The following is a 13,231-nucleotide window of genomic DNA, read 5'->3' as shown; positions in this document are numbered from 1 at the left end:
TCGCTGTCACGTGTGGGGCGGTCGGAGTGCATTGATGCGTGACGCACACTTGAAGGCGGTCGCGTTGTCAGTGGGGTCTGTCACCCTCTGTGAGGACTGGTGGGGAACCGTGCCAGTCGGGCTCGTTTGGAAGGAGGGTGCATGACCAGCACCGAGAGGACGTTCACTTCGGTCGAGATCTGCGCTGGGGCGGGTGGGCAGGCGCTAGGCCTGCACAATGCGCTGTTCCGGCATCTGGCGCTGATCGAGATCGATCCCCATGCGGTGGAAACCCTCCGAGAGAATGTGGAGGGGAACCCGGAGTGGGAAGGCTGCCTGGTCAAGCAGGCCGATCTGACGGAGCTCAAGCCGCTGGATCTGCGACTTGAGCTGGGGCTGGAGCCGGGGGAGCTTGATCTCCTGGCCGGCGGCGTGCCCTGCCCGCCGTTCTCGGTGGCAGGCAAGCAGTTGGGTCGGGACGATGAGCGGGACCTGTTCCCGGTCATGCTCGAGCTGGTCGACGAGCTTGAGCCCAAGGCCGTAATGATCGAGAACGTCCGAGGGCTTTTGGAGCCCGTGGAGAAGTTCCAGGGGTACCGGGAGGAACTGCTGGAACGCCTGGAGCTCATGGGCTACGAGAAGTGCTACTGGACGGTGCTGGAGGCCAAGGACTACGGCGTTCCGCAGCTGCGCCCTCGCGCTATTCTGGTGGCCATGAAGCGGGACTGCATCCCCTATTTCGTTGCTGCCAAGCCAGAGAAGCGCGAGCTGCGCACGGTGCGGGCAGCACTGGACAAGACGATGACTGCCCGCTTCGCTGCCGTCGATGACCCGCGAGCCGCGAGCACGCTGAAGACCTGGCAGGAGAAGGCGCTCAAGGGCGTTGCCCCCACGCTCGTTGGCGGATCTAAGAAGCACGGTGGAGCCGACCTCGGTCCGACCCGGGCTAAGAAGGCATGGGAGGCGCTTGGCGTCTGCGGGCTGGGAGTAGCAAATGACTCAGCAGAAATGGAGCGACAGGAAAGCCAGGAGCGTGACCTCTTTGCCGCTGCCGGACCGAAGCTAACTGTCGAGCAGGCCGCGATCATCCAAGGCTTCCCGCAGAGCTGGAAGTTCAAGGGCAAGAAGACTGCTGCCTACCGGCAAGTGGGCAACGCCTTCCCCCCGCCGGTCGCCCAAGCGGTTGGTGAGCAGATCCTCGCCGCACTCAAGGCTGCCAAGGAGGCCGACGTTATTGTCAGCGTCCGGGAGCAGCGGACCAAGGCTGGCAAGCGGGACAGCGAGCAGCTCTTCACGCGGGCTGAGATTTCAATGCCTGCAGTTCCGAGTCCGGCTGACCGCAGTGGCGATCGTGTGGGCGCAGTCGTCGGGTGACTCGTGTTCCCAGAACCGGAGCACCGTCCAGCCCGCGGCCTGGAGCCGCTCGTCTGTGTCCCGGTCGCGGGTGACGTTTCGCAGGACCTTTGCGGACCAGTAGCCGGAGTTGGTCTTCGGTGGGACGTAGTGGTCTGGGCAGCCGTGCCAGTAGCAGCCATCGACGAAGACAGCCAGCTTCGCCGGACGGAAGACGATGTCCGCCGTCCGGCGAAGGTCCGGCAGAGGCTTCGCAGCCACTCGGTAACGCAGGCCCTGGGCGTGCAGGAGTCGTCGGATCAGCAGTTCCGGCTTGGTGTCGCGGCTGCGGATCGCCTGCATGTTGCGGCGCCGGGCGGCGGATGAAGCCCAGGAGCCTTCTGGAGCTTGCCAGGTATCGTCGTTGCTAACCATTTTCGGGAATGCCAGCGTCCCTGAGGATGCGCTTCTTCTCGTCCTTCGTGTAGGACTTCGTGCGCCGTGCATTGTTTCTTACGATGGAGGGGATCATGTCGAAATCCAGCTCAAGTGAGCGAAGTTCATAGATGCTGATCTCTTCTTCCTCATGCCAGTGTAGGTCGAATCCGAGCTCGCGGAGTTCGCGAGCTCGTCGTTCGGTGTGAACATTATCCCCCGTTACGATGCGAAGCATCGCTGCTTGGACCGGCCGTTCAAGGTTCTCCTGAAGCAAGGAGAAGAGACGTTCGTGCGTCTTGCCGCCGTACGGAGTTCTTAGAAGGACTTCCGGGACCACGTCTTGATAACGTGAAAGCATTTCCTGCCGTATTTCCCTGTGAAGGGCCCGAAATTTATGATTCTCCGCAGGGAGGTGATCCAGCATTCGAGACTGGAGGGCGCGCGCGGAAATTTCCTTCGCGTAGGTGTAAGCCTCGAAAAGTGATTGCGGATCTCGATGGTTTGAGATTTCTGACAGCAGGATACCCAGGGCGTGTTCGGCATTCTGCCTGAGCTGCTGCCACTCTTCATCGGGGGACTGTTGAATGGTCATTGAGTGAATCCGTTCTCCGGTAAGTGTTTCATTGATCGGGCATCCTGTCCGTCGTCTCGAAGGCCAGCTGCTGAGCAGCCAGAGTCTGCAGAACCTTCCTGTCGCGGCGAGACGCATTGTTGACTGCCTGGGCAAACCATGGGGCGATCCATGATGAGCTCCGGTAGGGCCATTCGCCGAGATGGAGGCGGGTCCCCGGAACCCAGCTGGGGTCAGGCTGTGACGTCGAGCGAGTCGCCGGCGCGACTACGACATCTGGTTCGTCATCGAAGCAGGGCCGCCGCTTCAGTTGTGCGGTGGCGCCGATCAGCCACCACAGCAGAAGCATGCGATGCTCGGCATCGTTCATGTCGCTGAGCAGGGACTCTTCCAGCCCGGCTGCGTCGAGCGACGCAGCGACAAGGTCAGCGGGAGGTTGCTTGCTAACAGCATCCTGTTCCGTGATCACTGCCTCGACGGGGTTCACGGCAGCCCGGTCGATCTCGGCGTACGTTGCCTCTGTGATTTCCACGTGAAGGAATCGATTGATGCCTCGATAGAAATCTCCTGGAGTCTCCATCCTCAACTCTGCCCCGGTGCGCAGCCTCAATTCATTGGCCAGAGCAGGCCAGGGGCGGGCAGAATTTCGGCCTTCCCCCTTTGGCTGATACCAGTCTTCTTTCGTGTCGTTTGAGACGAAGAGGAGATGTGAGCGTTCTGTCGAGGCGGCCATGTGTGCCATGGTCTCCTCCCAGAGCAGGAAGTCGCCAGAAGATGCAAGGGAAGTACCTTTCCCGGCGTCCATGAAGCCGGGAGGGATGAGATTAGGAAACCTATATTCTGAGGCTTCCTCGACACGCTTCCGGATCTCTTCTGGATGGGGCGGGTCTGAGATCTGGTCTCCGAAGAGTGCGGCAACCTGGGACAGGACATCGTCGCCCTCACCGCCAGGCGATATGGTGACGTCGTAGTCTGACAGCTTGGAGATCTGTTCTCCTAGAGCCGTACTCCAGTCTTTGAAAAGTTCTTCAATGGCTTGGTTGGAGATCTGTGTGTCTAGCTCGTTGGATGCCTGGATGTCCTGTGCGTACTTCATCAACATCCGCTGAGTGTGTGACCGGGCTTCTTTCACTGCCGTCTTGGCGTCGCGCAGCTTGTTCTGAAGGATCCGGCGACCTTCTTCGAGCGCCTTCTTTCTGCCGGTGATCACACGATGGCGATTCTGTACGAATTCGAGCCCGACCTGGTGTGGAAGCCATAGCTGCGACTGGACGTTCTGGAGGGCATCCAGCACCTGTTGGCGTGCGGTGGGGGTGTACTCGTAGAGGCTGAGCAGGACATTCGTATCGAGTACGACGACTCCGTCTGTGAAGAACCGATCCCGGTCCGGATCGTTCTCAGACGGGCTCTTCTGGATCCAGTCCCGGTACTGCTTGATCAACGGGAGATCGCCCTCAAGACTGGCCACTGCTCAACTCCTGCCCTCGGTTAGGTGCTGAAGGTGATGATCTCTGCTTCAGGCGGGGGGCGCTACTGAACTGATCTGGCCCTGCTCTCCTGAGCCTCTGGTAGCTGCGGTGCCGTCTCCACCGCGTCACCAGGCTTGGCCACGACCCAGAACTCCCCGTCGATCTCGGCCTGTGGGCGACTCTCGTACTCGGGCCGGGCGCGCACGACGCGGTGTGCGACGAACTCGCCTTCCTCTGGGACCGGGCCACCAAGGTCTCTGGCCACTGCCTGGTGGCTTTGGTAGTCGCCCAGAACAATGATTCCTTCGGGGCGCAGGGCGGGGCGGGCGCGCCCTTTGCTCCCCTCTCGTACGCGTGCCATGTAGTCGAGCTGCTGGGCAGCAGTGCGTACGACGCCGCGGCCGATTCGCTTGCCGTGGACCGCCCGGAACAGCTCACGTACGCGTGCCTGCCCTTTGTTCTTGCCAGGAATCAGGATGCGCGCCCGCGTTGACGGGGGAAGGTGGAGCAGAATGTTCTCTGGCAGAGCAGCGTCCTTCCAGAGCCATGTGATCTTGCTTCTGTGCTCTGCCTTGACAGTGAACTTCATGTCCCGGTTGGTGCCGCCATTGAGCCACTCGCGTTTTATCCGCATGAGACCGGCGCTCCAGAGGCTTTTATAGTCATCAGCCCAGACGAGCAGGCACAGATGGCCTTCCGCCTCAGGGGGAATCATCCAGGAGCCGAACGTCTGCGAGTACTTGCAGTCGACGTCGATGTCCTCGATGCGGTAGTCCATGTCAACGCCGTCGTGGAACTCGAACTCGCGCTGCAGGTTGATCTCAACAAGAGTTCCCGCGTGGGTCTTCTCGGTCTTGAACAGAGTGGCCCAGTCATAGCGGCCAGTCGCCTCACCGTTCAGGAGCTGGTCGATAGTGTCCCGCAGCACCCGGGCGAAGCGGTCGCCATCAGGATCGACCCGGATCAAGTGCTGGTGCACCAGCATCAGTTCAGGATCATCGCAAACGCCGGGTACCGGCCCCGGAGGGTCAAACAGAGTCACCTGGCACTCTTTCGTGAAGCGGCGCGGACGGGGTACCTGCTTGACTACCGGGGTGATCGCCGAGTTCCCGTCAGAGGGAAGTTGACGTCACGAAGACGTCCCGTGCGTGGCTGGAGTCCTTGGCCTGGAAGCGAAGAAGCTGTCGCGTGGAGTCGATCGCAGACTTCGGCGGAATCAACGTGAAGGCCATCGTGACCTTCGACGGGTCAGCAACTCCGTGGGGTGCTGCCGAGGCTGTCTCTGCATCATTCTGACCCTCAACCACCGGGTAGAGGAGCATCACTCCGGTGGTCGGGCTGATCGAGAGATCCTCGCTGCCCGGTCCGTCGATGATGCGCTGGGCTGAAGTCCGATGCTCTACACCTGAAATGCGTCCGAAGACAGTCTTCCCTGCTTGACGGCTTCGACGGGCAAGCGAAAGGGGCACTGAACCCAGGATGCTTGCCTCGGTTCGGTTCGAGCGGGACAGCTGGGGAACGATGACGAGCCAGTCGTCCACCTTGGCCAGCCGTCCATCGAGCTGTGAGAGGTAGGTCAGATGGGGCCGGAAGAGCTCAGGCCGCTCCCACTCGAGCGCACTCAGAATAGAGACAAGTTCCGCGTGGGAGATGGTCGATGTGAGGGCAGAGAAGCTGCGCGACAGTGAACTCGTGCTGTCTGAAGGGTTGGTGAGTGTGACAGGTGCCGAGGTGAGGGTGCTGAGCAGAGGCTCCCAACGTTCAGTGTTTCGCCCCGTCGCTGCTGCGTCCGCAGGGTAGGCGGCGGGTTCGATCGGCTGCCCCGGCGACCGGATCTCCACCAGCTCCGCGTTGAACATCTTGTTGCGGGCCGCCGGCTTGAGCCACGACAGGTGCTGCGAGACCAGTGGTGGGATCTGGGCCGGGGTGACCTGGGGCTTGCCGTCCACCAAGGCGGCGTAGCGGGTGAGCTGGGCGCGGAAGGTTTCCTCGTCGCGGCAGATCGCCTCGAAGGCCTCGTACAGGTCGACGGTCTTGGACTTGCCCAGGGCCTCCTCGCGCCCGATGTACAGGCGGACCAGGTCCCGGTAGTTGGGGCGGAAGCCGAACCAGCGGCCCATCTGCATGAGGGTGTCGGCCTGCTGGGTGGTGCGGCGGTAATACGTGATCGTGAGGCCCTCGATCGTGAAACCGCGGGAGAGCTTGGTGCCGCCGACCAGGATCTTCCACACGTGCGGCGTGCGGTCGAAGTCCAGTTCCGGCTGCTCGTAGTCCCGTTCGGTGTCACCGTTGACGATGATGACCGGTTCGCCGCCCGAGTTGATGAGCTGGCGTGCACGGGAGACGTACGGCTTGAGGTCGTCGTACGACGTGGGCGTGGGCAGGCCGTCGTCCGCGAACCGCTGGAAGTCGTCGGCGAGGAGGGCGGCGAGGCGGGCGTGACCCTCCTGGCCGGTGTAGGCCGACCGGTGCCACATCGAGTTGATGCGCAGGGCGAGAATCGCGTGTTCACGCTGCCGTACGGACTCGTGGACGAGCATCGTGTGGTGGCGGAACGGTCCTTCGGGAACGCCGTTGGCCGCTCGGTACAGCTTCAGAGCGCCCGTGAGGACGAAGGCATCCAGGGCTTCCTGGAGACGGTCGGTGGTGCCGTCGTAGATCCCGCGTACGTGAGTCTCTTCGGCGGTTCCTTCGGACTCGAGGTCGTGGAAGTCCTGCACGCCCATGTAGCCGGTCGGGCGGGGCAGTGAGATCAGGAAGTCCCGCGGGAAGATGTCCTCCTCGTCGCCCGGATCCACGAAGACGTTGGCGAAGGGCGTCGCCGTGTAGCCGACGTACTGGGCGCGCGGAAGCAGGCTGAGGAGCTGCGTGATCTGGCTGTTGATGGCCTTACGCGTGACCTTGCCGTCCTCCCACTTCTTCGGGTCCGTCGTGTTCACCGATGCCTGGTCGGACTCGTCGTCGATGATCAGAGCGGGGATCTCGGAGAGGATCGGGCCGATCTTCTTCAGGTCCTTGAGCAGCTTGGCCAGGACCAGCGAGTTCTTCTTCACCACCATCACGCGCGCGGCCGCGTGGTGCAGGTTGTCCGGGACGTACAGCGGCTGGGTGCGGTCCTGCTTGTCGAATTCGAGGGCCCGGATGCCGGTTTCCAGGCTTTTGTAGTCGTTGTCCCGTGTCGTCAGGCGCTCGATGTCGAAGGAGCCCAGCGTCGACGGACGGCCGCCGTGGCTGACGAACTTCGCCGGCCAGTCCTCGTCGTCCTGGTAGTCGACGCCGACGAGCGCGTCCGTGTCCGCCGGGTCGGCGCCGCGCAGGATGTTCTCCTGGCCGATCAGCTCCATGTCCAGACGGCGTTGGGTCTGGCCGCGGAGAAGGTTCAGGGTGCCGCCGAGCACGATGACCAGGCGGTAGCCGGCGTCGATGGCTTTCGCCGTGACCCCGGTGAAGTTGGCGGTCTTGCCCGACTGGACGTACCCGACGACCAGGCCCCGTGCGCCGTACGCCTCGGTCCGGGTGGGGTCGGACAGACGCTCGACCACGGCGTGGCTCGCCTCGTCCAGGCTCGAAACCGCCGCGTCCGACCAGCCCTTGCGGCGCAGTGTCTGCTCGTAGGAGTTCCAGTAGAAGGCGCGTGCCGCCGCCGTGTCCCGGGAGTACCAGGAGGTGAACTCCTTGCTGATGACCGTGGCCCCGGGCTCCTTGAAGACCGGGACGGCCACGTCGAGTGCCTTACGAAGATCGGCGCCGAAGCCGAGACGGTCGTACGTGTCCGAGCGCCGGGCGTCCGTGCGCGCGGGGGCGTCGGACCAGTCGGCCTGTTCGGTGAGGTCCCAGGACGTCAGCGTGCGATGCCAGAGCGCGGTGAGCTCGTCGCCGGGGCCCGCTGCCACTATCCGGTCCTGGAAGTGACCGAGGGCGGTGTCGGCAGGTTCCTCCGCGTCGGACAGTGCGAAGGCCAGCTTCGAAAAGGCCTTGGGGCCCCGGCGCATGGCCGCCAGGACGTCGCCGTGCAGGTTGAACAGGTGATCGGTCATCGTCGGCGTGGCTTCCTCAGGCGTGGCGGAGTACGGGGCGGTGGGTGTCAGCGGGCGAGTTCGCAGCGGGCCGCTTCGACCAGGACGCTGTTCCACAGGGCGACGTTGTCGGTGTGGACGGCCCGGACGCGCTCCTTCTGGAAGATCTCGTTGACCATCAGGTAGAGCATGCTCTTCACCACCGGGGCGTCGTTCAGACCACCGCGCCGGCCGCCGTTGAACACCTGCCGGTACTCCTTGTTGAGCTTGATCACGCGCTCGTCGCGGTCGAGTTCGAAGAACAGCTCCGACGGCAGCGTGTCCCACCGGAACGTGAGCGGGTCCTCGCCCTCCAGCTCCGGCAGTTCGTCGCGGAGCGTGCGCTTCAGACGCGGGTCGAGTCCCTTGCCTGCGGGGATCACCGCCTTGCGCTGCGGCTCGGAGGCACGCTTGGCGGCTTCCCGGTAGGTCGCCTGCGCCTCCTGGACGTACTCGGCGAAGGAGTGGCCCGCCGCATCCGTGGCCTGCTCAAGCCCCCGTGCGAAGGCCGGGGTGACGGTCACGCCGTCCTTCTTGACCGTGAGGCTGAAGACGTCGTTCGGCTCGGCCGGAAGATCGATCGCGATACGGGCGAGGGCCAGGTGCCCCTCCCCGGTGCGGGTGCTGTTCCAACCGCCCGCCTGGACGAGCCGGTTGTTGCGGTAGATGTAGAAGCCCTGGCGCTCGGCGAGTGAACCGATACCACGGAAGCTGACGAGCGGGGACTTCGGCGGCCAGATGTGAGCGGTCAGAGCCACTTCGCCGACACCCTCGACGGGGGCGGTGTACGTACGCGGGTAGCCCGCCCGTCCCGGGATGCGGTAGCCGAACGGGTCGATCGGCTCGACACCGCGGTGATCCAGCTCCTCCTTCGTCGCCACGTCCTCGACGACGATGTCGACGTTGAAGTGCTCGTCGGCCAGGAAACGGTGCAGGTGGAGCCCCAGATGGGTTTCCAGCTTCTCGATCGCGTCGTTGAGGTAGCGGTCCGCCTGCCCTGCGGTGATCGTGTCGAAAGCACGGACCCGGTCCCAGCGGACGATCGTGCCGTGCCACTCGATCAGTCCGTCGTAGCGGTCGACCAGGTCCTGGCAGTAGCCGGGGTCGACGATGTCGCAGGTGAAGTCGGCCTGCGCGCGGGCCGTCAGCCAGCGGCGGCCGGTGGACGGGCTGCGCTTGGTCCGGCTGATCACGGTGAGCGAATCGGCGTGGGAGAGGGACGCCGCCTTGAGGCCGGCACCGAAGTGGCCGAGCGCCTGCGCCTCGTAGTCCTGCCTGCCGCCGACCGTCATGGCGGTGTCGAGCGCCTCGTCGTTCATGCCGGAACCGTCGTCGACGACAAGGAGACTGACGAGGCGGTCCTCGTCCCGGAGGAAGCTGATGACGACATTGCGGGCGCCCGCGTCGATGGAGTTGTCCACGAGGTCGGCTATCGCCGCCTCGAATCCGTACCCCTGGTGCGTCAGCGATTCGACGTAACGGGGCGCCGGCGGGAGGCGCTTGCTGCCGGTCGTCGGGATCTCGTACTGCCAGTCCGCGGAAGGCTGGTAGGGCGGCATGGGAACTTCCTCGCGCAGACAGAACGGGGCCTGTGTGGGGACGGGCGGCCCGGGGACGATTAGTTGAATGTGATCGTATTGCAAAGATGCGACATAGGGGAGTCCTGGTGAATTCCGGTCGTCCCGGCCTGGGGAGCGGGGGATTTGTGGCGCGTTACCGCTGTTCGTGAACCCCGCACAACGGAGGCGCAGACCACGCCCACGCAGCCGAGCGCCCCCGTGCGGGCGCGGAGGCGCTTCGTACGGGGGTCGCGGTGAGGTGTCAGGCGCGTACCGCGGTGATCAGCAGGCCGTTCCCCGCCTGGATCCGGAGTGTGGTGCCGTCCCAGACGACGGGGAGCGGGGTCGGTGTGGTGTCCACCGGGGAGCCGGGATCGACGGGGCCGGATTCCGCGTCGTGTCCCCATTGCAGGGTGAGCGACTCGCTGTCGCCGACCGTGCCGGGCATGCCGGTAGCGGCCCAGACGTTGTCCGAGCTCCTGCCGTCGACCCGGACCACGAGCTCGTTCCCGGTGAGCTCGAAGGAACCCGTCAGGTCACCCCCGTCGAGGCTCCAGGTGCGGCCCGTGATGTCGATCCGTGGGTACTCGCTCCCGGCGTTGACCTGCCCCTGCGGGGCGTAGGCGAGGTTCCATGAGCCGGCTGCGAAGGCCTGGATCGCGGCCCCCGTGACTGTCGGCCTGGCGGGCTTGCCGCCCGCGCCCGGCGCCTCGTCGCCGTCCTTCTTCCCGCCGCAGGCCGCCAGTGCGACGGAGAGCAGGCCGAGGCCGCCGTACCTGAGCATGTCCCGCCTTCGGACGGACTTCCCCAGCTGCCCGAGTCCGTTCAGCACCGGTGTGCCTGCCTTCCCCTTGCGCGGCCGACCGGGCCTGTCATCCGGCCACCCGTCCGCTCTGTCATTGATTCGGGAGCCAGAGTGTGGCGCAGGTATGACCCTGATGTCAGTGAATTGCGCGTATGTGGATGTACTCGTCCTTCGGGGTGAGGAAAGTGGTAGTGGGGTGCGTGGCGTCCTATCTGCCGGACCGGCCGGTGGTCCCCCGGCAGGCCGAGCGTCCTCTACTCGGCCTTGTCCTCGGCGAGCGTGTGCGCGACCAGGGCGTTGGCGTGGCCGTGGCCCAGGCCGTGCTCCGCCTTGAGCCAGGAGACGAGCTCCATGTGCTTGGTCAGGGGGGAGGTGCGGATGAGGGCCTTCCACTCCGCGATCGGACGGCCGTGCTTCTTCTCGATCGAGGGGAAGTAGCTCGCGGGGCCCTTTACCGGTTCGGTCATGTCGTCGCGTCCTGTTCGTTTCCGTATGTCGTCGGGTGAGATCGCGTTCTGTTGCGTCTATGACTGCGGCCGCGCCCGAAAGTGATCGGTGGCCCGGGTCGGTCTTTCAGAATCCGATGTCCGGGCCCGTACCGCGTCCGGCTCAGGCTCCGGTCGCGGGCGTCGGGCAGGGGGCCGATCCTGGGGTCGTCGATATCGGTGTACGGCGACTCGCTCCCGGGTCCCGTGAAGGGGGCCGAAGGAGCTGGGTTGATGGCTGACACGCCCCTGATGGCCGTGGACAGCGCCGGCGTGGTCACCGGGTGGAGCCACGGAGCCGAGCAGCGTTTCGGGCTCGCGGCTGCCGCCGCGGTGGGGCAGCACGTCATGGCGGTTCTCGACCGCGCGGCGCCGCAGGAGGCGGGTGCCGGGCGGGGGACCGCGCTGCGGCTGCGGCCGCTGCCGGGGCCGGAGGGGGGCTGGGGCATCTGGCCCGACGCGGAGGGCGGGCCGGATGAGGACGCCGTGGGACCGGCCGTGCTGAAAGCACTCTTCACGCAGTCGCAGGTCCGTGTCCTCGCGCTCGACCCGCAGCTCCACGTCATGCGCGTCAGTGGTCCGCCCGAGGACGAGGCGGCTGCCGCGCGCCTTCGCGGGCGGCCGTTCTCCGAGGCGTGCGGCTTCGTGGACGCGGAGGGCGTGGAGTCCTTCGTACGTGAGGCACTGGACGCCGACACCGACACCGACGGCCGCGGCACGGAGCGTACGTTCCGGGTCCGGCCGTCCGACGGGTCGGTGGGGCTGCGCACCCTTTCCGTATCGGCGTTCCGGTTGCAGGACCCTCAGGGGGAGGTCCTGGGGGTCGGGGTGGCCATGGTCGATGCCACCGACCGGATGAGGTCGAGGGCGCGGAAGGCGGCTCTGGCCTCGGTCCGCCAGGGCGTGGGGCGCACGCTGGATGTCGAGGCCACCTGCCACGAACTCGTCGACGCGCTGGTTCCCGGCTACGCGGACATCGCCGTGGTCGAGGTCGTCGACGGGGTGCTGCGCGGCGAAGATCCCGATCCGTTCCCGCTGGCCCCCGGTATTCCGCTGCGCCGTGCCGCCGCCGGCGGCAACAGCACCGATCCGGCCCACCCGGTGGGAGACGTGCGCGCCGTCGCACCGGGTACGCCCTACTCGCTGGTGCTGTCCGATCTGCAGCCGCGCCTGGTCCCCCTGAAGGACGCCCCGTGGGCCGACGCCGACCCCGCGCGTGCCCGCTCGATCCGTTCGGTTGGTGCCCACACCCTCCTGGTGGCGCCGCTGACCCTGCGCGGAGCGATTCTGGGCATGGTGAGTCTCTACCGGTGCAACGACTCCGAACCGTTCCGCGACGAAGACCTCCCGGTCGTCTCGGCACTGGCCTCGCGGAGCGCCCTCAGCATCGACAACGCCCGCCGCTACGTGCACGAGCACACCATCGCCAGCACCCTCCAGCGCCGGCTCCTTCCCCGGTACCCGGCCACACGCACCGGCGTCGACACGGCCCATCTGCTGATGCCCGGCGGAGGAAGCGGCTGCTGGTTCGACACGATCGCCCTCTCCGGTGCCCGCACCGGAATGGTCGTCGGCGAAGTGGCCGAGGGCGGCATCCACGCGGCCACCACCATGGGCCAGCTGCGCACCGTCGTCCACGCGCTCGCCGCACTCGATCTGGAACCGGACGAGCTGCTCGCGCGCCTGTACGACACCTCGCGCCGACTGGCGCGGGAGCGCGCGGAACTGCCGCTCAGCGACCCGCTGCACAGGAGCCCGCTCGCGGCGACCTGTGTGTACGCCACGTACGACCCCTTCAGCCGTACGTGCACGGTCGCGTCGGCCGGGCATCCGGCCCCGCTCGTGATCGGCCCGGACGGCTCCGCGTCGGTGGTCGGGCTGCCCGAAGGACCCTCGCTCGGATCCCCCGAGCAGACACCGTTCGCGACCTCCTCGTTCACGCTGAGCGAGGGCAGCATGCTGGCGTTCTACAGCCGGGCCATGCAGAGCCATGCCGAGTCCTCGTCCGGCGCCCTGCGCCGTGCGCTCACCGCACCCGACCACTCCCTGCGGGAGCTGTGCGACGCGGCCGCCTACGCGCTCCCCGACACGTTCGACCTCCAGGGGGCCACCCTGCTCCTGGCGCGGACCCAGAGCATGCCCGCGGACCGTTTCGCCGCGTGGGAGCTCCCGCACGACAAGTCCGCCCCCGCGGAGGCACGCGGTCTGACGACCCGGAAGCTCGCCGAGTGGAACCTCGACGAGGACACGCGCTACGCGGCCGAGCTCATCGTCAGCGAACTCGTGACCAACGCCGTGCGCTACGGCAGCCCGCCGCTCCACCTGCGTCTCATCCACGACCGGGGACTGACGTGCGAGATCCGCGACACGAGCCCGGTGGCTCCGCACCTGCGACATGCCCGGACGGTCGACGAGGGCGGGCGGGGCCTCTTCATCATCTCCCAGCTCGCCAGCCACTGGGGTGCCCGGTACGCGCCCGACGGCAAGACCGTCTGGGCCGAGCAGACACTGCCGCCCGACCCCGCCTGAACGGTCCGG

Annotated in this window: 10 protein-coding genes; 2 read left to right on the top strand and 8 right to left on the bottom strand. The window is 66.0% G+C overall.

Annotation, left to right across the window (positions count from 1 at the left end):
- Nucleotides 1-141 precede the first annotated feature (141 nt).
- On the top strand, nt 142-1,353 hold the full coding sequence (locus ACFW9O_RS11045) for a DNA cytosine methyltransferase (protein ID WP_384607505.1): 1,212 nt from the start codon (nt 142-144) through the stop codon (nt 1,351-1,353).
- On the opposite strand, the gene ACFW9O_RS11040 is transcribed toward ACFW9O_RS11045, so the two are convergent.
- The 8 genes from ACFW9O_RS11040 to ACFW9O_RS11005 all read right to left on the bottom strand — a co-directional run bounded on the left by ACFW9O_RS11040 (nt 1,288) and on the right by ACFW9O_RS11005 (nt 10,675).
- The gene (locus ACFW9O_RS11040; RefSeq protein WP_384607502.1) at nt 1,288-1,746 is read right to left on the bottom strand and encodes a very short patch repair endonuclease; all 459 of its coding nucleotides are present in this window, start codon (nt 1,744-1,746) and stop codon (nt 1,288-1,290) included. The genes ACFW9O_RS11045 and ACFW9O_RS11040 overlap by 66 nt on opposite strands.
- The gene (locus tag ACFW9O_RS11035; RefSeq protein ID WP_384607499.1) at nt 1,739-2,341 is read right to left on the bottom strand and encodes a hypothetical protein; all 603 of its coding nucleotides are present in this window, start codon (nt 2,339-2,341) and stop codon (nt 1,739-1,741) included. Before ACFW9O_RS11035 ends, ACFW9O_RS11040 begins: the two co-directional genes overlap by 8 nt.
- A gap of 28 nt (nt 2,342-2,369) precedes the next feature.
- Entirely contained in the window at nt 2,370-3,788 is a 1,419-nt protein-coding gene (locus tag ACFW9O_RS11030; RefSeq protein WP_384607496.1) for a PIN-like domain-containing protein, read from the bottom strand.
- 62 nt (nt 3,789-3,850) lie between these two features.
- Nucleotides 3,851-4,831, bottom strand: coding sequence for a NaeI family type II restriction endonuclease (locus ACFW9O_RS11025; protein WP_384607494.1), 981 nt, complete (start codon nt 4,829-4,831; stop codon nt 3,851-3,853).
- Nucleotides 4,832-4,901: 70 nt separating this feature from the next.
- Nucleotides 4,902-7,826, bottom strand: a complete 2,925-nt coding sequence (locus tag ACFW9O_RS11020; RefSeq protein WP_384607491.1) for a Z1 domain-containing protein — start codon at nt 7,824-7,826, stop codon at nt 4,902-4,904.
- A 47-nt stretch (nt 7,827-7,873) separates the two neighbouring features.
- Entirely contained in the window at nt 7,874-9,403 is a 1,530-nt protein-coding gene (locus ACFW9O_RS11015; protein WP_384607488.1) for an ATP-binding protein, read from the bottom strand.
- Nucleotides 9,404-9,665: 262 nt separating this feature from the next.
- Entirely contained in the window at nt 9,666-10,187 is a 522-nt protein-coding gene (locus ACFW9O_RS11010; protein ID WP_384607486.1) for a hypothetical protein, read from the bottom strand.
- Nucleotides 10,188-10,462: 275 nt separating this feature from the next.
- Entirely contained in the window at nt 10,463-10,675 is a 213-nt protein-coding gene (locus ACFW9O_RS11005) for a DUF4287 domain-containing protein (RefSeq protein WP_351167709.1), read from the bottom strand.
- Nucleotides 10,676-10,927: 252 nt separating this feature from the next.
- Here ACFW9O_RS11005 and ACFW9O_RS11000 point away from each other — a divergent pair, with 252 nt between their 5' ends.
- Nucleotides 10,928-13,222: a SpoIIE family protein phosphatase gene (locus ACFW9O_RS11000; protein WP_384607484.1), complete on the top strand. Its 2,295-nt coding sequence runs from the start codon at nt 10,928-10,930 to the stop codon at nt 13,220-13,222.
- Nucleotides 13,223-13,231: the final 9 nt, after the last annotated feature.

The sequence above is a fragment of the Streptomyces sp. NPDC059499 genome (assembly GCF_042749285.1).
In the GTDB taxonomy this organism is placed as follows: domain Bacteria; phylum Actinomycetota; class Actinomycetes; order Streptomycetales; family Streptomycetaceae; genus Streptomyces.
Note: the sequence above shows the minus strand (reverse complement) of the source record. Positions and strands in the feature narration are given on the sequence as shown.

Coding starts and splice junctions, on each gene's coding strand:
- ACFW9O_RS11045 (WP_384607505.1), top strand. CDS start 142: ATGACCAGCACCGAGAGGACGTTCACTTCGGTCGAGATCTGCGCTGGG.
- ACFW9O_RS11040 (WP_384607502.1), bottom strand. CDS start 1,746: ATGGTTAGCAACGACGATACCTGGCAAGCTCCAGAAGGCTCCTGGGCT.
- ACFW9O_RS11035 (WP_384607499.1), bottom strand. CDS start 2,341: ATGACCATTCAACAGTCCCCCGATGAAGAGTGGCAGCAGCTCAGGCAG.
- ACFW9O_RS11020 (WP_384607491.1), bottom strand. CDS start 7,826: ATGACCGATCACCTGTTCAACCTGCACGGCGACGTCCTGGCGGCCATG.
- ACFW9O_RS11015 (WP_384607488.1), bottom strand. CDS start 9,403: ATGCCGCCCTACCAGCCTTCCGCGGACTGGCAGTACGAGATCCCGACG.
- ACFW9O_RS11010 (WP_384607486.1), bottom strand. CDS start 10,187: ATGCTCAGGTACGGCGGCCTCGGCCTGCTCTCCGTCGCACTGGCGGCC.
- ACFW9O_RS11005 (WP_351167709.1), bottom strand. CDS start 10,675: ATGACCGAACCGGTAAAGGGCCCCGCGAGCTACTTCCCCTCGATCGAG.
- ACFW9O_RS11000 (WP_384607484.1), top strand. CDS start 10,928: ATGGCTGACACGCCCCTGATGGCCGTGGACAGCGCCGGCGTGGTCACC.